Annotated in this window: 18 protein-coding genes; all 18 read right to left on the minus strand. The window is 44.4% G+C overall.

Annotation, left to right across the window (positions count from 1 at the left end):
- Positions 1 to 11: 11 nt before the first annotated feature.
- Positions 12 to 1,100 carry a chorismate synthase gene (gene aroC, locus H7708_RS04030; RefSeq protein ID WP_223669191.1) on the minus strand — a complete coding sequence of 363 codons (1,089 nt, stop codon included), beginning with the start codon at positions 1,098 to 1,100 and terminating at the stop codon, positions 12 to 14.
- 23 nt (positions 1,101 to 1,123) lie between these two features.
- Complete coding sequence (gene aroA, locus H7708_RS04035) at positions 1,124 to 2,401, minus strand: 3-phosphoshikimate 1-carboxyvinyltransferase (protein WP_223669192.1); 1,278 nt, start codon at positions 2,399 to 2,401, stop codon at positions 1,124 to 1,126.
- A 24-nt stretch (positions 2,402 to 2,425) separates the two neighbouring features.
- The gene (locus H7708_RS04040; protein WP_223669193.1) at positions 2,426 to 2,668 is read right to left on the minus strand and encodes a hypothetical protein; all 243 of its coding nucleotides are present in this window, start codon (positions 2,666 to 2,668) and stop codon (positions 2,426 to 2,428) included.
- 35 nt (positions 2,669 to 2,703) lie between these two features.
- Positions 2,704 to 3,525 carry a tryptophan synthase subunit alpha gene (gene trpA, locus H7708_RS04045; RefSeq protein ID WP_223669194.1) on the minus strand — a complete coding sequence of 274 codons (822 nt, stop codon included), beginning with the start codon at positions 3,523 to 3,525 and terminating at the stop codon, positions 2,704 to 2,706.
- A complete protein-coding gene (gene trpB / locus H7708_RS04050; protein ID WP_223669195.1) occupies positions 3,515 to 4,750 on the minus strand; it encodes a tryptophan synthase subunit beta in 1,236 nt (411 codons plus the stop codon). The genes trpA and trpB overlap by 11 nt, the downstream gene beginning before the upstream one ends.
- A gap of 2 nt (positions 4,751 to 4,752) precedes the next feature.
- Positions 4,753 to 6,126, minus strand: a complete 1,374-nt coding sequence (trpCF, locus tag H7708_RS04055) for a bifunctional indole-3-glycerol-phosphate synthase TrpC/phosphoribosylanthranilate isomerase TrpF (RefSeq protein WP_223669196.1) — start codon at positions 6,124 to 6,126, stop codon at positions 4,753 to 4,755.
- Entirely contained in the window at positions 6,119 to 7,126 is a 1,008-nt protein-coding gene (gene trpD / locus H7708_RS04060; protein ID WP_223669197.1) for an anthranilate phosphoribosyltransferase, read from the minus strand. The genes trpCF and trpD overlap by 8 nt, the downstream gene beginning before the upstream one ends.
- Positions 7,110 to 7,730, minus strand: a complete 621-nt coding sequence (locus H7708_RS04065) for an anthranilate synthase component II (RefSeq protein ID WP_223669198.1) — start codon at positions 7,728 to 7,730, stop codon at positions 7,110 to 7,112. The genes trpD and H7708_RS04065 overlap by 17 nt, the downstream gene beginning before the upstream one ends.
- On the minus strand, positions 7,727 to 9,298 hold the full coding sequence (locus H7708_RS04070; protein WP_223669199.1) for an anthranilate synthase component 1: 1,572 nt from the start codon (positions 9,296 to 9,298) through the stop codon (positions 7,727 to 7,729). Before H7708_RS04070 ends, H7708_RS04065 begins: the two co-directional genes overlap by 4 nt.
- Entirely contained in the window at positions 9,288 to 10,322 is a 1,035-nt protein-coding gene (gene aroF, locus H7708_RS04075; RefSeq protein WP_223669200.1) for a 3-deoxy-7-phosphoheptulonate synthase, read from the minus strand. The genes H7708_RS04070 and aroF overlap by 11 nt, the downstream gene beginning before the upstream one ends.
- Before the next feature lie 344 nt (positions 10,323 to 10,666).
- Complete coding sequence (locus tag H7708_RS04080) at positions 10,667 to 11,377, minus strand: AAA family ATPase (RefSeq protein ID WP_223669201.1); 711 nt, start codon at positions 11,375 to 11,377, stop codon at positions 10,667 to 10,669.
- A gap of 91 nt (positions 11,378 to 11,468) precedes the next feature.
- Complete coding sequence (locus tag H7708_RS04085) at positions 11,469 to 14,429, minus strand: PilC/PilY family type IV pilus protein (protein ID WP_223669202.1); 2,961 nt, start codon at positions 14,427 to 14,429, stop codon at positions 11,469 to 11,471.
- A 12-nt stretch (positions 14,430 to 14,441) separates the two neighbouring features.
- The gene (locus H7708_RS04090) at positions 14,442 to 14,996 is read right to left on the minus strand and encodes a PilX N-terminal domain-containing pilus assembly protein (protein WP_223669203.1); all 555 of its coding nucleotides are present in this window, start codon (positions 14,994 to 14,996) and stop codon (positions 14,442 to 14,444) included.
- Between the two features lie 3 nt (positions 14,997 to 14,999).
- Positions 15,000 to 15,737, minus strand: coding sequence for a PilW family protein (locus H7708_RS04095; protein WP_223669204.1), 738 nt, complete (start codon positions 15,735 to 15,737; stop codon positions 15,000 to 15,002).
- Complete coding sequence (locus H7708_RS04100; RefSeq protein ID WP_223669205.1) at positions 15,734 to 16,339, minus strand: type IV pilus modification PilV family protein; 606 nt, start codon at positions 16,337 to 16,339, stop codon at positions 15,734 to 15,736. Before H7708_RS04100 ends, H7708_RS04095 begins: the two co-directional genes overlap by 4 nt.
- A 226-nt stretch (positions 16,340 to 16,565) precedes the next feature.
- Positions 16,566 to 16,964 (minus strand): type IV pilin protein, encoded by a 399-nt coding sequence (locus H7708_RS04105; protein WP_328798965.1) that lies wholly within the window; start codon positions 16,962 to 16,964, stop codon positions 16,566 to 16,568.
- Positions 16,965 to 16,975: 11 nt separating this feature from the next.
- The gene (locus H7708_RS04115) at positions 16,976 to 17,476 is read right to left on the minus strand and encodes a GspH/FimT family pseudopilin (protein WP_235727505.1); all 501 of its coding nucleotides are present in this window, start codon (positions 17,474 to 17,476) and stop codon (positions 16,976 to 16,978) included.
- Positions 17,466 to 20,492 (minus strand): pilus assembly protein, encoded by a 3,027-nt coding sequence (locus tag H7708_RS04125; protein ID WP_223669206.1) that lies wholly within the window; start codon positions 20,490 to 20,492, stop codon positions 17,466 to 17,468. Before H7708_RS04125 ends, H7708_RS04115 begins: the two co-directional genes overlap by 11 nt.
- Between the last annotated feature and the right edge of the window lie 12 nt (positions 20,493 to 20,504).

A 20,504-nucleotide genomic window follows, 5' to 3' on the forward strand; every position in this document is an offset into this window, starting at 1 on the left:
TTTTATTTTCTCTAAAACAAATTCTTATAAGCTCTGAAACGTAGGTAGTGATCACACAACACCAAAGCAGCCATGGCTTCAACAATCGGTACCGCCCTTGGCAGGACACAGGGGTCATGGCGGCCACGACCATGAAACACCACATCTTTTCCTTCCAGGTTTACTGTTTCCTGTTCACGAATAATCGTCGGCGTTGGCTTAAAAGCAACTCGAAATACAATCGGCATACCGTTGGAGATACCACCTAGCACACCACCTGAGTTATTGGTTTTCGTTCGGATTTCGCCATTATCATCAAAGAATATATCGTTATGCGTCGATCCTTGTTCTAAAGTGCCGGCAAAGCCCGAACCAATCTCAAAACCTTTACTGGCATTGATCGACAACATCGCTTTAGCCAGATCAGCTTCTAACTTATCAAACACCGGTTCGCCCAAACCTGCCGGAACGGATCGTAGCTGGCACTCAACGACCCCACCGAGCGAATCACCTGCCTTTCGAGCCTTTTCTATCTTACTCACCATCTGTTCAGCTAAAGTTTCATCTGGGCAACGCACCAAGTTAGTATCAATGAGCTCTGGCTGAATATCTTCCGGGCTAACGTTAAGCTCCAGATCTTGAACACTTTTGACATATCCAAAGATATCGACGCCAAGCGATTGTTGTAACACCTTGCGAGCAATCGCACCGGCTGCCACATGACCCGCCGTAATTCGCGCCGAACTGCGCCCACCGCCAGCAACGTCACGTATCCCGTATTTCTTTTGGTAGCTGTAGTCCGCATGGCTGGGGCGAAACAGCTGTGCCATTTCAGAGTAATCTTTGCTTTTCTGATCTTTATTACGGATAAATAAATTAATTGGCGTTCCCGTGGTTATGCCATCGACCATGCCCGATAGGATTTCGACTGTATCAGACTCATCGCGCCGCGTCGTAATGGAGCTTTGTCCCGGACGGCGTTTGTCTAAAAATGGCTGAATATCATCTTCCGATAACGGCAAACCCGCAGGACATCCCTCAAGCACAGCACCAATGCCTTTACCATGAGACTCACCGTAATTGGTTACTTTAAATAACTTGCCGAAACTATCACCGGCCATAATGAACTCCAATTAATATAACTTTAATCAATATCAACAACCTCTACACCAATCTGCTCCAGATACTGCCAATACAGTGGAAAAGATTTCTCGACAGCCTGGGCGTCTTCAATAACTACTCCCGGTAGCCGTAAACCAATCAATGCAAAGCTCATGGCCAGGCGGTGATCATGGCAGCTGGATAACCTCGCTACCGTTAAAGGTTGCTGGCCAGTCACAGTGATACTATCATCATCATACTCAACAACAGCACCTAATTTCTTCAGCTGTTCACACAAATCAACGATACGGTTTGATTCCTTAAAAGCCAGGTGAGCAATATTAGTTATATGCGTCTGACCTGATGCAAACAATGCAGTCACCACTAAGGTCGGCACCGCATCCGGCATATCTCCCATATCAACATCAACACCCTGCAACGGTTGCTCATAAGCAATTCGTAAGTCGTTACCTCGTGTCTCTATCTCTGCGCCCATAGCCTCAAGTACTCGATAGAATCCAGACTCACCTTGTGGAGAGTTGAAAGCATAACCCTGCAATGTCACCGATGTTTTAGCCAACAAAGCCGCCGCCATAAAATAGCTGCTGCTGACGACATCTCCCGCCACCTGAATGTCTGTGGCAACAATATCCTGATTGGCAGGAATTAGTAACTCCTTGTCGGATAAGGCTTCAATCTGACCACCAAACCGTGCGATGGCATCTTTAGTCAGCTGAATATAACTGGAAGATACTGTTTTACCCTCCAGACGGATCCTGGTATCTGTTTTTGCCTTCAAGCAAGCAATTAACAAACCACTGAGATACTGACTGCTACGACTGGTATCTAATGTAATCTGTCCACCCTGGAGCGGCCCTTTAAGCTCAATAGGCAATTTGTCGCCTTGAACGCTCACACCGAGGCTTCTTAAACTTGCGGTCACTTCTTCCATTGGCCTTTGTCGCATTTGCGCACTGGCACCAATAATGGCCGTCGAGCTTAAGTTACTGGCTAATGCCGTAACAAAACGACTCAGAGTACCACTATCTCGACAGTCAATATGAATGCTCTCAGGCTGCTCAAAGCGTTCAATTCCGGTAATACTTACCTCATGCTCAGATAACTGAGTCACCTTAGCTCCCAAGCGCTGAACAGCTTCCAACGCCGCTTCAATATCATCATTAACCGGCATGTTACGCAGAACTGTAGCGCCATTAGCAAGCGCAGCGATGGCGACATAGCGGTTCGCCAGATACTTACTGCCCGGCACCGTAACAACCGGGTTGTTAATATGATGTGAGATGATCTTTTTAACTGTCATACTTATGTCTTTTTATTAAGGGAGTTACGGCTGTAACTCCTCTATTAGCTCTGCAAGTAACTCAATGTCACGATCACTCAAACCATCCGAGTCAACCGCATCTTCGACAAATAATGCAAACTCGGCAAACCACTGTTCATCAGTCAGGTCATCCGCAGGAATGAGATCCACCATTGGGATCAAATATCCCACTAAAAATAACTTCTCTTCTTCAACTTCCTGCTCAAGTTGTAATAACCTTTGCTTTATATCATCAGCAATCGACATAGCCACTCTCTCTTGTCTCTTTATTCACGCCTGCGCTAAGCACTTTGGGCATGATTGGTGTGTGCCGCCTGAGCTATTGTTCGGACATAATCCCCAATATGCTCCAGCATAATCTGGGGGGTATTATAATGTCGATTGATCAAGTTAACTATGGCTGAGCCTGTAATAATTCCATCCACGCCGGCTTTAGCCGCATCAAATACATGTTGTGGCTTAGAAATACCAAAACCCTGTACTAATGGAGGACTGCCAAAGTTTCTCAGCTTACCGAGAAACTCAGTACTGGCTTTGCTGGCAGCTACTTCGGTTCCAGTAATACCTTTACGGCTTAACACATAGGTATACCCTTTACTCGTATTGGCAATTTGCTGTAATGTCTCATCGTTTGCATCGGGCGGAGCAATAAAGACCAGATCAATACCGCTCTCCTCTGCTGCACCAGCAAATAGTTTAGATTCTTTAACCGGACAGTCCGCAATCAAGATTGAGTCAATTCCAGCATTACAGCACTGATTAAAAAAGCTTTTGATGCCCTGTGCAAAGACTAAATTGGCATATATCAATAACCCTATAGGTAGCTGCGGATATTTCTCCCGCACTTTAGCAACTAGCCTCAAGCCAGAGCTCACTGAAAACTGATTGGCTAATGGTCTTAAAATCGACTGCTGTATCACCGGCCCATCGGCCACCGGATCAGAAAAGGCCAAGCCAAGTTCCAGTCCGTCAGCACCATTGGTAACCAGTTGATCGATAATCTCAAGACTCAATTCCTCATTCGGATCACCAATCACCACAAAAGGAATATACGCCAGGTGACCTTCGTTACGAACCTGTTGAAACATCTTACTATAGCGCATTGGAACTCTCCTTCTGGTTTGACTCAAGAATGGACATCACATGCGACAGATCTTTATCGCCTCTCCCCGACAGGTTCACCAACAGTACCGTTTCTTCGGTCACCTGTTGACTTAGCTTTTTAGCGTAGGCCAGTGCATGTGACGATTCCAGTGCTGGAATAATGCCTTCGGCATGTGACAGCTCCTGAAAAGCCTGCAGAGCTTCATCATCAGTAATACCAACATATTCAGCACGTCCGGAAGTCATTAGATGCACATGTTCAGGACCAACAGCTGGATAATCGAGACCCGCGGATACCGAATGCGACTCTATAATTTGCCCTTCTTCTGTCTGTAAAGTATGGGTCCTGGCACCATGAATAATTCCCTCTGTGCCACGTAATAAGGTCGCTCCATGGGCATCCGAATCGAGGCCGTGTCCCGCTGGCTCAACACCAATCAGGCGAACATCTTCGTCAGGAATAAAATCTGTGAAAATACCAATGGCATTCGAGCCGCCACCGACACAGGCAATAACGGCATCCGGTAACTGCCCGGTCTGCTGCAAAACCTGCTGCTTGGCTTCTTCACCAATCACCTGCTGAAAACGTTTAACCATCTTGGGGAACGGATGCGGCCCAGCCGCTGTTCCCAGCAGATAATGGGTATCATCGTAGTTGGCCGCCCAGTCTCGCAAGGCTTCGTTAATGGCATCTTTAAGGCTGGCACTGCCGTTATCCACCGGAATGACTTCCGCTCCCATCAAACGCATTCGAAAGACATTAGGTGATTGACGATCGCAATCCTTCTTGCCCATATAAATGGTTGCCTTAAGTCCTAATAAGGCACAGGCCAAAGCCGTTGCCACACCATGTTGCCCAGCTCCAGTTTCAGCGATGATTCGCCCTTTACCCATACGCTTTGCCAGTAACGCCTGAGCCAACACCTGATTAGTCTTGTGAGCACCACCATGCAATAAATCTTCGCGCTTTAAAAAGATTCGGCAATTCTCATTACGTCCAAAAGTCTGACACTCTGTCAGTGGTGTTGGTCGACCGGCATAATCATTAAGCAACTTATTGAGTTCGTCCAGAAACCCCCGGTCATCGATAGCCTGTTCAAATGCCTGCTCTAACTGTTCAAGCGCAGGTACCAATATTTGTGGCACAAACTGACCGCCATACTGACCTATATAAGCTCCATCATACTCAAACTTTGAATGCGTTTGTTCTTCAATTATCGTCATAATTACCTCTTAACCTCTCTTCCTGACATTGCACGAGCATTAGCAAAAAGAGACTCAATTTTTTCGATTGATTTCACTCCAGGCTCCCGTTCTGTTCCGCCACAAACATCAATAGCGCTAACCCCCTGCTGTTTGAGCTGAGCAATATTATCAGCGCTCACACCGCCAGCCACTCTGATCTGATAATTTGGGTATCGCTGTTTAAACTGCTCAACTAGAGCCCAATCAAAGGTCTTTCCCGTGCCGCCTTTCGTTGCACCAACCTGAGTATCCAGTAACACTTCGTCAACCGGGTAATCAGCCACTTGAGGTAACGCCTCCCCATCTTTGATAGAAATCACTTTGGATAGCATGCAACCATCGGGGAGCGCTTTACGCAGTGACAGCACAAAGTCAACCGACTCATCACCATGTAACTGAACACCTTGCAGATGATATTTCCCAACCGCAGCAAGGACATCGTCAAATGGATGGTTTTGGAACACACCAATCACTTTTTTATTGCTGTCAAAACCTTCTGCGTCAACTCGGCGAGGTGAACTATCTACAAATATCATGCCCACAGAAGCTGCCGGTGTTTTGCTGACTAAATCGGCACTCTGCTGATTCTTAACGCCACACACTTTAATATCGCCATACACCAACTGGCTTGCAGCAGCCTCCAGGTCGTCCTGAGCCATCAGGCTACTGCCGACCAAGCAGGCATCAGCCATAGGTGATAGCGATAAAACATCATCATGAGTTGCGATGCCAGACTCAGTTACCACGATTACATCATCAGGAATCAGCTCGATCAGTCGCTCGGTATGTGATAAATCGGTACTTAAATCTTTAAGGTTGCGGTTATTAATGCCAATAATCTTCGCATTAAGCTCCAAGGCACGTTGTAGCTCCTGTTCATTGTGCACTTCTGTCAGTATATCTAAACCCAGCTTTTCAGCCTGCGACTGACAGGCTTTATACTCCTGATCATTAAGTACGGACAGCATCAACAAAATCGCATCGGCGCCATAAAACCTTGCTTGTCTCACCTGCTTTGGCTCCAGGATAAAGTCTTTGCACAACACTGGTTTATCAGTATGTTCACTGACATATTTAAGGTTGGCGTAACTGCCTCGAAAAAATCGTTCTTCCGTTAATACCGAAATCGCATCGGCGTATCGATTATAGACCGGGACAATTTCCCCAAGATCAAAGTTAGCTCTGATCAATCCCTTTGAAGGAGACGCCATTTTGCACTCCATAATGAAGCCGAAATGAGGCTGCTTTAAGGCATCATAAAAACTTCTGGTGCTGCTTGACACTTCATCAACGTCCGAACTATTGGCCAGGGTTTCTCTACGGTGTTCAACAATTGCCTGTAAAACATTAACCATGTGACATCTCCTTAATTTTATTCAGGTGCTCTAAAGCACGTCCTCTTTGGATAATATCCCTGGATAACTGATAACCCTGCTTATAATCGTTAGCGACACCGTTAAGCACCAACAATGCTGAACAATTTACCGCAACCATATCAACATGCGCCTCAGGTGCATCTCCACTTAGCAAAGCAATTGCTGCCGTTTTATTATCTACTCCCTCCGTGACCTGAATCGCCGATAAGTCATGTTGCTTCGCTGAAAAGTGTTGTGGTGAAAGCTCTAACGACTCTATGACACCGCTGTTCAAGCTGACGGCTTTAGTTGTGCCGTGAACGGCGATTTCGTCAAGCCCTGAACCATGAACAACCAAAGCTCTTTTTGTTCCAAGCAAATCCAGGATTTTGGCAAAGGGCAGTAGATACTGTGCGTCATAAACGCCAAGCAGTTGCACATCGGGTAAAGCCGGGTTAGCAAGTGGTCCAATTAAATTAAAAATGGTTCTCGTCTTTAACGACTGCCTCACAGGCATAATATGTTTTACCCCTTGATGATAGTCAGGAGCAAATAAAAAACAGAAATTAGTGCTATCCAGTAACTGCTTACTCTTCTCGGCTGATAAATTAATGTTAACTCCAAGTTGCTCCATCAAGTCAGCAGAACCACATTTGGAAGAAACGGAACGATTACCGTGTTTGACTATTTTCACTCCAGCACAGGCGGCGACTATCGCCACTAAAGTAGAAACATTTATCGTGTTGAGACCATCGCCGCCGGTACCACAGCAGTCACTTATCGAATAGTGGGATGATGGAAAATATTGGGCTTCTTGCCGTAAAGCTGCTGCCGCCCCAGCAATTTCTTCCACCGTTTCACCTTTAGTTTTTAGTGCTGCTAACATAGCTGCAACCACTGGCACGTCAATATCACCTTGTAGTACTTCACGGAAAGAGGAACTCGCCTGCTCAAAGTTCAGATGCTGCCCCTGATAGACATTCTCAAGCAAACTCAGCATAAGCCTTGCCCTCCGTCTTGACGTGTGGATGGTTGCTTTGCGATAACTCAATAAAGTTAGCCAGTATTTTAGAGCCGTTACGGGTCATAATACTTTCAGGGTGAAACTGTAAGCCGTAGATCGGATACTCAATATGGGAAACCGCCATGACTTCCTGATCAGCACTTTCAGCGTCAACCCTCAAAGCTTGTGGTAAATTGATTGCCGCTAGAGAGTGGTAACGCGCCACTCTTACGGTCTTACCAAGCCCTGCCAGCACACCACGATTTTCTGAACGCAGAGTCTCAGTTTTGCCGTGTACTATTGCTTTAGCAGAGCCAACTTTACCACCAAATGCCTCTACAATGACCTGATGCCCAAGACAAACGCCAAGAAAAGGTTTATGTCCGACAAGTTCTTTAACTAAACTTAAACAATGACCCGCGTCTGCCGGTGCTCCTGGCCCTGGGGATATAACAATAACATCAGATAAACGCGCCTGACGAATTAAAGTTTCGTAGCTAATATCGTTACGGCAGACGACAACTGTATGGCCCATGGACTCCAATTCATAAGTCAGGTTATAAATAAAAGAGTCATAGTTATCGATAACTAGTATGTTCATGCCAGCACCTCCGACTGGGGTAGCTGCTGACGACAGGCATCAATAACAGCTTTCGCTTTATTCACAGTTTCAAGAGCTTCTGCCTTTGGCTCAGAATCATGAACAATACCCGCACCTGCAGAAATCATCGCCTGGCCATCAGAAACGACCGCAGAACGAATAATAATAGCGCTATCAAACTCATCATTGGCATTCATCATACAAATCGCTCCGCCGTAAAAACCACGAGCCAATTTCTCTTGCTGGCGAATAATTTCCATCGCTTTAATTTTTGGAGCACCAGTTAAGGTGCCCATGTTGGCACATGCCCGGTAAGCTACTAGTGAATCAATTTCAGGCTTTAACACTCCCTTTATTTCAGAAACCATATGCTGGACATGAGAGTATTTGATCACTTTTTTCAGCTGAATAATTTCACGCGTCCCCGACTGGACAACTTTAGCCAGATCATTCCGTGCCAGATCAACCAGCATCATATGCTCGGCATTTTCCTTGGCATCTTCTACTAACTCGAACTCGACTCTGGAATCATGCTCATGATTGATTTGGCCAGTATTTTTATCAATCGCCCGTTTGCGCGTGCCAGCAATCGGATATAAAAATACTTCGCGTTGTTTATTAACTTTTAACGCACTTTCGGGGCTCGCTCCAAACAGCTGCTTATCACCAAAGTTAACAAAATACATATAGGGTGAAGGGTTACTTTGACGAAGCTTACCGTACGCCTGAAAAGGATTAGGACAGGAAATGCCGAATTTTCTGGATAAAACGACCTGGAAGATATCACCCTGTTTTATCCTTTCCTTAGCTGCTTCAACAAATCCATAATAATCTTTATCAGACAAATTCAGCGACAATTCGGCATTTTCCTGTTGTGGAGAAAAGTCTAAAACTTCGGAGACCGAAGCTTCTTTCAATGTGCTATAAGTTGCTTCCAGCTCCACACCTAACCTGACCGTATTCTCGGCATTCTCACCAAAGCCCTTCACTACGATTTTAGCGTTCTGCCCATCCTGGTTTTGAACAATTATTTGATCAGCAACATAAAAGCAGTAATCTTCCTGGAACTTTTCAACGTCGGGCAAATCTTCGAATTGCTCTACCAGCTCGTAACTGAAGGCTCCTATCAATAATGATGTTTCGTCATCTGACACCTGACCAACTTTTAGCAAATCTCTGATTAACTGCAGAGCACTAATAGTGGTTACTTCAAATAAACGCTCTTGCTCATTATTGACTTCAACAGCTTCCGGACAAATCAAGTGAACGAGGTCACCACCTTCATATCTTAATTCAAATTGGTTAGCGATCTCTTCACTGGATTTGATCGATGCCAGTATTTCATGACCATTGTGATTAAGTGCTTTTAGTGTGACTTTTTGATCAAGCGCTCGGATCTGCAAAGCTGCAGATAACATGGTAACGCTTCTGCGGTGCTCGTGTGTTCCGGCCTCAGCAGTCTCTAATAACGCGGTATGCTCTACACGACCTTTGTCAGTTAATGCTGCGTAAACCTGATATGGGTTCAAGCTCAGAGGAAGCTTTCTACTTATGGTATTAACTTGCATGATTAAACTCCTTATAGGTACGACCGCTTGCCTTAATAAATGGCAATAGCTGTTGCATAAGCTCTGAAAAGTCATCAGCAGATAAAGCCTGAGCCGCATCTGAAACAGATTCACGAGGATTTCTATGTGACTCGATAATCAGGCCATCTGCGCCGCAGGCAACTCCAGCCTTGGCCATTGGGCTGACTAAAGTACGGACGCCGGTACCGTGGGATGGATCGACAATCACAGGTAAATGACTTTTCTCTTTAATGTAAGCAACCGCGTTTAAATCAAGCGTATTACGGGTAGCCGTTTCAAAAGTACGGATCCCACGTTCACAAATCATAACGTTCGGGTTACCCGTTGCCACGATGTACTCAGCCGCCAATAATAATTCTTCAATCGTGGCTGAAAGACCACGCTTTAATAGTACCGGGTGCTTTGTCTCCCCCACGGCCTTTAGTAGAGTGTAATTCTGCATATTTCTGGCGCCAATCTGGAAAGCCGAGATATGAGTAGCAATGTCATCGAGATCTTTGATATCCATGATTTCGGTGATGGTATCCATGCCGACCTCCTTACCGACCTGTTGCATAATCTTGAGACCCTCCAAGCCCAGCCCCTGAAATGAATAAGGGCTGGTTCTTGGCTTAAAAGCGCCACCTCGAAGGACAGTTGCGCCACTGGCTTTAACTTGCTTGGCTGTTTCCAGCAACTGGTCGTAACTTTCAATGGCACAGGGGCCCGCCATAATGGCAAATTGATCGCCGCCGACAGGCGTGTTTCCCACTGAGATCACTGTGTCATGGGGATAAATTTCGCGGCTGACGAGCTTGTATTTGCTTAGAACCGGCTTTACATGTTCAACCTGTGGATGGTTGTCTAAATGTAAAGACTGCAGAATACGTTCGTCGCCAAGCGCCCCTATAACCGTACGTTCTACTCCCGGCATATGCAGTGGCTTTAAACCAGACTGCTCAATCTGGTTTAAAATTTCTTTAGAATCGGCTTCTGTAGCCGTTGGTTTTAAAATAATAATCATCACTGGTTCCTATAAAGTTAAAAATTCATCAGGTATAAAAAAAGCCCGCACAATGGCGGGCTTTTGTCGATTTCAACAGACAATAACCCACCCTAGTGAATCCACCACCATGCAAATGTAGTTACACTGAAAAGGGTTGTTACTGTCATCATTAATTCCTTACTAACTGCCTTTGATTTCGTTCAGACATAAAAAAAGCCCGCACAATGCGGGCTTTAGGTATTCATTTCGTATATACGCAAAGGTGCCCGCTACCTATGTAACGTGCCACCACCAGATGCTTTTAACGTATAAACTTTCCATAGTTCGTAAGCTAATCGAAATTCCTGAAGAGGTCAAGGCTTTTATTTACCTTTCACAAATTTTTCAACCTGGGCTTCTGTTTTAAGTCGTGTGTTCCCCTGCTTTGCTAATAACCGCTCAATGCTCGACGTTAATGCCCATATTTCCAGTTTGGCTGCGGCATCATGCCATTCGGCTACGGTTAACCCCTCAGCAAAAGAATCGAGATAGGCCACACGGTTTCCCAGCTTGGTAGAAAACTCTTCTAGATCAAGTTCTTTCTTGGCACTGGCAACCACGTCATCCGCAGAGCTGGTTCGGACACGATAACGATTCCAGCAAATTCGAGCTTCCAGCTTATTGTTCACCTGCTTTGCTTCTTCAACGATTTCAGCCAGATGCTTGGTTGACCAGACTTCGACCTGGGATGGAGCCATAGGGATTAACACCATATCGGATAAGAGAATAACGGCGCGGGTGAGATTGGTAATTCGAGGATGACCATCTATCAAGATATAATCGTAGTCATTGATTTTATCACGTACAATAGACTGCAGGTGCTTTAAGTTTTTAGCGACTAAAACATCAAGATTTTCAATGATATATTGTTCATTGCGTATATCAAACCAGGTCTTCAGGGAGCTCTGCGGGACGTCTGTATCAATCATCAAGACATTACCCGATTCAGATAAGGTTGATGCAATATTCGAGCACAGGGTGGTTTTCCCGGCCCCTCCTTTCATTTGAACAAAGCTCAATACTTTCGCACGCACAATGTACTCCCTATATCTTGTTTTGAGATAATTTTACATGACATAAGGCATTACGCAAGAGCCCCCAAACTGGGGGCTCTGACGGGGTTCTTTATTTATTGCGTAGTTCGTTTAACTTCTTTCCTGTCAATTCTCTCCATTTAACCGTGGTTAACTGGTCAAGGAAATCACAGTCTTTGCCAGCACAAATCTTTTCCAGGCCAACATAACCAGCGCCTTCTGAGCTATCTCCACTTTCATTCAGAGGAAAGAACACCGAAAAAGGAGGTGCAATGCCGCCTGATTCTAACTCAATATCCCTCTCAAGATCCCCCAGGGTGCCATCCGGTAAAGTTTCTCTGAAGAATGCAGGTTTTCCATCCAGCACACTCACTGCATAAAGCCTGTTTTTACCTGTTGCAGCCTGACATACTTTACCGTCGTCCCCCTTTTCAGGTGAGAAGCTGGTAAAAAATAGACGATAATTAATCGTCGTGGAGTCCGATAATATTTTCTCCCCGGACGATAACTGCAAGTACCAACCGTTATTTTTAGAGTCTTCCGCTAAGATATCAAAAATACTGACAAACCGCTCCCTGGTTTTACCGGTATCCGGATCGGTTTCACGGATCTTGTTGGTAACATCGAATAGCGTAGATTCAGTAATGACATCATCCTCAAACTCTCTATCCATGACCTTCTTGTCATAAAATAAATAAAATCTGTCGGTAATGTCTTCATTCAGCGGATGGGCCCGATAGCCAGAGCCTAAAGCCACCATTCCGATGGTCTGCCCCTGAAGTTTGATGAATGAAATATCCGGCTTGGTAAAGAAACGGCGGTTACCGGCCACACCGGAACCTTGAATGTCAGCGACTTTCGCTCCCTGAATTTTAACTGCATCCGACTTTTTCTTCTGAATAACATCAAAACGAAATAACTGCCCACCAGTATCCGAAGCATAAAAGTGCTCAATAGTCCCCGAGCCTCGTAAATCACCGGCGGCAATATCAGAAGGAATGCTGTTAGTCATACTGTCAGCTAAGCTACCAGAGCGTTTATGGATAGCGTCGGTTCTAGCATTCCATAACATTTTTCCACTAACCGCATCAGCAATAAATATATTATTACCAACAGAGTCTGGACTTCCCGCTACTAATGTTTCATCGTCTTGATTGGCCGAGTCATAACCGCCACCAAATATCATGACAAGTTTCTTACCACCTCGCCATTTCATATGGCCGATATAAGGCTTGGACCAAGTCTCAGCGAGCCCTTCATAATAATGAACGTTATCCCAGCTTAAACCTGCCGTGATTTCATCAGAGGTCGCCTTATCACCGGTTATGGTAAACATCACCTGCGGCTTATCAGGCCTTGTGATATCAATAGCGTAATAATTCTTACCGCCTCGGCGCATGCCCACATAGAGATAAGCTTTGTCACCGCGATTGACAATACCATCATTATTTTTATCTTGATGGTAGACAGAAATATCACCATCTAGCCCGTACTCTCGCTCTTCCACCGTCCCCAACGGTTCATCTTTATAAAACGCCGCCGTATTTTTCAGCAACTGTCGAGGAATAAATGCCCACTCTTCCTTACCACTCGCATCTGCGCCATTAATAGCATGAAGATAACCATCATTGTCACCGACAAAAAGCAGGCTCTTACCGTCATACTGAACCGCAACAGGCTGGGAGTGCAGTAAATCGCCAAAACGATTAACCTTCCTCTCATCACCACTTTTTGGCTTATAATCTATCTGGTGGTTATAGAGCCAAGTTATATGATCTTCAAACTCTGTCTCACTTACTGTAGGTGTTAACCCTAAATGTGAGCGGTTAATTTTATTATTACCAACCTCAACACGGTTTTTCTTAGTCCATAAGTTCTTCTCTAGAATGTTAGAGTAAACCTTACGTGGCATAGCCATATTTTGAGCAACACCGCCTAAGGTGACGTCATTGCCGTCTTGTACACTCCATGCACTGGAGGCGGTATCAAAAAACTGCTGCTCATCGTTAATTGCGAGATTTTTGTTCTTATCGACAATATTACCGTCTTTAAAATAATATTTCTTAAGGTTACCGGGCCAAGATTGAGTTTGTTGTGGCTGAAACAACGACAAGAATAATTCGTCGCTAGTGCTTAAGCGGTTGCTTCGACTTAATGGCACGCTTGGTGTTACCAACATGCTTCGCTCAATATCAGCCTGAATCGAAGCCTTAAAGGCTTCTATCAGTTTTTCCTGGCTATCAGCCTCACTGTAGACCCCATTACCATGATCCTCCGATGCAAGGTTTTTCAGGAATGTTTTTGGGCCCTCTTCTTTTGAAAAGGCGATGGTATGAGTTTTAACGATTGAGTCTTCAACAGAAGAGATTTGATCGTTTCTTGACATAAAAGCAGCCAGCTTATTCATGCAATCAATACCATCTTTTTTGTATTTACAACTCGTCTTATCCCCACCTTCGTCTAAAATATCATTAACTCCATGATAACGACTTTTCCTAAATTGATTAGGCTCACCATCGCTTAAGAAAACAATATTGCTTGCACTACCACATTTAGAGTCAACCTCGATTGGCGATTTATAACCTCCGTATTCTCCCCGAAAGTATCTGGCTGCTTCATAAACGGCATCTGCTGCCGCAGTACCTCCGTCGGCACTTAAACCAGCAACACTACTTAATAAATCGCTTTTATGACTACCTTCGTCCAAAGATTTAACTTCATGTAACAGGTCAATATCACTCGATCTGGAGTAAGTTAATATCCCAATTTTTGCATTGCTGGGTAGATCATTAATGAAAGCAAAAAGCGCCCCTTTCATAACTTCTAAGCGTGACTTCTCACTACCTTTTGGATAGCAACCGCTATAAGGATATCCTTCATTACACGCATCCATCGTCCAGGCCATAGAACCCGAGACATCCAACACCAGCAAAACATTTACCGGGGCTGGCTCTCCGAAGTAAATTTCAATATCATCCGTTTTTGCAGTATTGACCATACTCCCCAGCAAAAACGCTCCAAATGTACTTAATAAAACTTTTCTAAACATCATGGTGCACTTCCTTTAAAGCGATTTATTGCAGCTACGGACTATTCGAACCCACTCTTCGACATGAGTTCGGGCCTCTTTTGTATCAGCCACATCATCTTTGCTGATATCCAAATGCCCTTCTCCAATCATTTGAAAAGAGTGACAGCCTAACCCTTTGTCATCCCAGGAGTTTCCCAGACACTTCAAGGCAGCCGTCTCACAGTTGTGATAAAACGCTTCTACTTTTGATTTCACTAACTGATCGGACTCAACTCGTGGTTTCGTCCCACAGTCAACTAAACGCCCTTTGTCATCAACGCAACGGGTGTAACCAAACTTGGGCGCTGCCAAATCGTCCCAGTAAGCATCTTCAGCTGTTTTAAATATATGCTCAGTTCCATAGTGATAACTGCTTTTATATGAGCCATTGGCTGTTTCTGCAGCATGGAAAGCGACCGCATCCTGCTCTTTAACCGAAGCCGTTTTTTGAGACGTAACGCCTGAGGACATTAACGTCACACCAAGTACAGCTAAGATAGCAAGTAGTATCAACGCAACGACTAACGTAAACCCTTTTTGATTATTCATGCCTTACTCCGAAACCAATAGCTCGTCAGGTGGTAGTGAACCGGAATTATTAATTAAAATAGTATTGGAAAAGACCTGGCGATAACGGCCGTCACTAAAACTATACGGGCCCTCATCTAAAACGTTCTTGACTGACACCGTCTTCTCACTCATGACATTTTTTTGTCTGGAAGCAACAGTTAGTCCAACCTGAACAGACTTAATAATAGATTGAGGTGTGATTGAGTCAGCACTCACATAGCTCACCCCATGTTGCGATAAAACCCCATAACGAAGCTGAAAAGATTCGACATTGCTTAATAACGTGACACCGTTACATTGAAGTTCAGATAAATCATCACCCGGGACTAGCTGATATGTATTTTCCACGATACCACTGGCAGGAACATCACCTTTGCAATTTTTGTCGCCATAATAACGAACAGTGATCGCATCAGAGCTTTCACCGCCAGCAACCGATTGGTTATTTTTAAAGTTGGTTAAGGGTTGAGTCAAACTAAAGCCCTCACTCGGCGTAACATCCGTGTCTATCCACCCTGCTCGTCGAATATCTTTAACCAAGTAGTTAATGGCGAAGCGGCCATTTTCATGAACGTTAACCATGCCGGAACCAAGATTAAATGTTTTCTTGCTTGATAGATAAACGACAAACACTCCAGCGAGGATAATTAGCCCAATAACCATGGCCACCATCATTTCAATCAGGGTAAAACCCTTGGCTTGCTTTTTAAGCATTTTCATGGCACTAGCTCCAATTGCACGCAGGCGTAATCGGAAGCAAGGCCAATTTCTTTTTGACAACGTGTATTCTGAGCGTATTCAGATTTACCGCTGACATCTTCACGTTCGAGCCCACGCCATGCCATATATAAAGACATGCGTGAGCCATAACTGCAGTTGTCACCGTCGGAAGTATCGCGATCAAAGCAAGCAGCTCCCATTTGGGCTTCTGGGAATTTGGTATCAGCTAAAGTAGTGCAAACTTCATGAATATCTTGCTTAGCGCGGTTGGATAGAATGCAAGAGTTGTCCGACTTACAAGCCGCTTCAGGTATGCTCCCGGTACTGGTGTCACACCAGGTTGAGTATGTTTCTGAAGCAGAGTCACTAACGTAGGCATTAGGCACAACTACTTCATCAACACTCTTCTTCAAATACTGCGTATTGCCACTAATCCTAGAAGCAGTATTCTCCAGTATAATGGTGGCCTGTGAACGTGAGAACGAATCTACAGAGCTATTTAAAGCACCCATCTGCAGTGCTGCGTACCCCAATAAACCAATACTAATAACAACCACTGTTATCATCGCTTCTAGCAAAGAGAAGCCAGATACTTTTTTCATCCTTTAAACTACCCCTAGTTCAAAATAAGAGATAGATTCTAACAAGATTTTTTAAAGATAACAGAACTTACTAGCAGACAAATTGGCATTGTTACATTTTTGTAACACACGGATACAAACAGATACAGTCAAGATAAAATCTAATATTCTATTGCTGCTGAACAATTGACCGAGGCATCAAAAAAGGAGCCGCAGCTCCTTTTTTGATATATGTACTGAAAAATATTTAATCAGGCCATCCCGTAGAACCTTTATAGGTTTTCTGACCAGCATTGTTTATAGTTAGGTTACCATCTCCAGTCATTCCACCTGTTGCCGTAGCTGTAATAGTATATGTTGTTGCATCAGCCGCAATACTCAGCGTGTAATACGGCGTCCCACCATCTACTGGCACCTGAGTATTGAACACACTGCCTAAATTACCGTCTAATCCTGCATACGAAAAATTAGCTGCCTTATATCTCTCAGCAGCTTCTGACGCAGCCAATAAAGCCTGCATCGCATCGTTCCGCTTGGCTTTTCTTACAAAGTGTTGATAGCTCGGAATCGCAATCGCCGCCAATATTGCAACGATGGCAACTACGATCATTAGCTCCATCAAAGTAAATGCTTTAGTTTTACGCATATTATTAACCTTCAACATTCCCCTACCTTATGTTTTTCTACGGATACGACGCCAGCGCCTTCCACATTAATACTGCGGCCTGCGCTTCTGTCATCACATACTTTTAAGGTGCCCCAGCCACCAAGGTCCTTCATAGTGCCTTTTGAGTTAAACACTAAGTTGTCCCCTGGAGAAGCGCTTTCACTTAAAGAACTTGGATAGGCCTCTACAGTTTTAACTAACTCTTCCCCAGCCGTAAAAGTACCATTAGAATCAGAATCAATAAACACTTGCCAACCACCGGTCCAGTCACCACCGTTAGGCTCAATAACAACTTGCTGGCGGGTTGAAATAGCTTCATTTCTTGCGGCAGAAACTGAACTGATTATATCATTTGAAAAACCTGCTAAACGGTTATTCAAAATCATATTCCTTAAAGACGGCGTTGCAATCGCAGCCATAATAGCCACGATTGCAATAGTTGTCATTAACTCAATAAGCGTAAAAGCTTTCTGCTTTGTCTTAATTATCATCTGGTTTTTTCCGCCAATTAACACGTATAACCCCATCATACCCTTTGGTTAGTGCCTCGGTAAAGGCATCAGATATGACCTCGTTACCAACTAAGCCAATAAAATCTGCTTCTGAGCCATCAGAGCTAGCTCCTGTAGTGAATAACAGCTGGAAAATAGGTGGTATACCATCACTGATCAAACTGATTGAGCGGGTATCGTCTGAAAAGAATGAGCTACCATCATCAACATTCACACCATAAATCTTACCACTACCAATTACAGGTGCACACTGAAGCTTAGTTAAATCAACGGTCGGTACATACGATGTAAAGACGATTTTACCAAACAGAATTCTTGCTTCAGCGATAACTTTCTCACCATCATAAGCTGTGGTTGTTTGTGTGCCATCATCATTCACAACGGTTAACTCACTATTTAGTTTAATGTACCAACCATCTTTCTCTGGAGGGACAGAAGCCGAGCCACTTACATTACTAGTCACATCGACTAAAGGTCCGTCTGCAACACCAGGGGTAAAGGTCACATCCTTAAAGGTCTTCGGTGTCTGTAATATCCCTTTATCTTTTAACATGAAGAAATAGTCCTGCACCTTAGTATCTAAAGGGTGTGCTCGATAACCGCTACCTAGCGCTACAGCCATATAAGACTGCCCACTTGGCTGTGGAATATAAGCAACCGATGGAGCATAGTAGAAGCGGCGGTTCTCTGCTTCCGTTGAACTACTGACCTCAAGGATACGCCCACCTTTAACCTCAATGCCAGTGTCAGTATTATAAAGATCAAAACGGAATACCTGACCAGCGGTATCAGTGACGTAAAGGTGCTCAACAGTCGAGTTATTATCCAAAGAAATCGCTCGAACATTAGCCGGTACACTATTAATCTGTCCTTTTACTTCCGTTAAACCAGAATCCTGCAAACTCCACAGAACTGTCTGGCTTTTCAAGTCATAGATAAAGACATCATTACCTTCAGTATCTTTACTAAAGCTACTGTCCTGATTATCATCATAACCACCACCAAAAATAGCGACAGTTCGAGTATCACCCCCATAGGTAATATTGGTTACCGTTGCAGTTGACCAGGTATCCGCCAAATTAGACAGGCCATCATCAGAAGGGTCAATATCAAACTTAAACTCTGGAACAGAGCTATTACTAATATCTAGCACATAATATTTATCGCCACCTCGACGCATTCCGACTAATAACAGAGCGATTTCTCCATCGTCAACTTTCAGGTTACCGTTTGTATCACCATGCGCAATATGAATTTCGCCATCCAAACCGTAGTTATGAAGCGTCGGATCGCCACCGATTTCTTCATCTTTCATATAGGTTTGCATTTTTGTTAATAAGTCGTTTGGGATATACCCCCACTCTTCAACACCTGTACTTAGATCAACCGCATGCAGGTAGCCCAAGTTTGTTCCAACGAACACTAACGACTTGCCATTACCGTATTGAACAACTTTAGGTACACTATGCAGCGGGTCGCCCATCAGACGGGCAGACGAAGCGACATTAGAGATCGTCTCCTCATCTCCATTATCATGCGTTATCGTTACATCGCGGCGCTTAAAGCCTAGAGTTCGATCTTTAACCCAGTAAAATTCGTCATCTGTCGCCCCCCCCATTGCAAAGTCTGCTTTACCAGCATTAATAACCTTATACATCGAGCCTGAACTATCAGAGAATAAAGGGCGACCATATGCATTATACTCATTAAGAACGTTATGAACTGAGCCGTCACCTGCCGTAACTTCTGTTACTGCCTCATCTAAATAATTACTGACATGTTCTAAAGCGCCACCAAGCTCTACTTGGTTTCCGTCGTGGAGAATAATATTGCCAGCCTCATCTTTTTTAGGCCAAAAGCTCGTACTTCTGGTAATAAAGCCATTCGCATCTCTTTCCTCTAAAAACAGTCCAGTATTAGGATCCACTGCAGACTTGTTTTCAACATCAAGAATTTCGCCGCCGCTGATTTTATACTTCTTCAGATTCCCTGGCCAACGGGCAATGTCCTCCGCCTGAAACTGGGCAAAATAAAGGTGATTATCATGGTTTAGCCGGTTTTGTTGACTTACAGTTACACCTGCTTGCACAAAACTTGTTCCCTGACTCGCCACTTCCTGAAAAATGTCCTTCAGGATTGCACACAAACCTACCGGATTACCATCTGCATCAGTTGCAAAACACTCGGCCGTATCATTCCACTCAAAAGCTTGCTCTGTTCCACCAGCATCTGCCCAAGCATCTAAGTTCGCCTTGTTATTACCAGAAGAGCCGGGGCTAATTGTGTAAGTTTCAACACTGTGGTTCCCTTTCATGTAAGAGACCATTTCAATATCTGTGCTATCGCGACCAACGATAGAGCTAGCAGCATTGCGCCACTCTTTACCGTTGATCTGACCGTGAGCTAACACAATTAGCGCCTTTGCTGCACAACCTGATGTATCGTTAAAGTCATATCTACCCTCTGAAACCGCATCTGGGTGAGTTTTTCCTGACGTCGCAAACTCGTCATCCCAATAATACGGTTCTCTTGATAGAAAATAACGATATGCTTCTGACATACCTTCTACCGTAGGTGTTGCACCTTTATCTGGACTTGCGTTAGCTAAACGATCAACAACCGAGTCATATGTTGGACTACTAGGTGTCGTATTATTCGTAGCTATCGGGAATTGAACCGTTCCTTCGGCTTTACCAGGCCCAGAGTTCTCTTTATTGAATACGGCTATACCAAAGTCCGCTGAAGCGGTAACCTCATCATCTTTAGCCAAGAGCTTAAGGGCTTCTTGGATTTTAGCCATTCGCCCACCACCATTCATGGCGGATGATGACTCAAGCAACAGCATAACTTTAGATTTCCCCGACTCTATTTTATCGCCATCGAAAAAATAGACTTCGGTATCATCAGCATGAGCTGTAGTACTTGTCATTAAGGGGATTGTCAGATAAAGCCCTAGCAGAACCCCTTTCATCAATGAGCTAAATATATTTTTCATAACAATCACCTT

Origin of the sequence: Kangiella shandongensis (assembly GCF_020005365.1) — a bacterium.
In the GTDB taxonomy this organism is placed as follows: domain Bacteria; phylum Pseudomonadota; class Gammaproteobacteria; order Enterobacterales; family Kangiellaceae; genus Kangiella; species Kangiella shandongensis.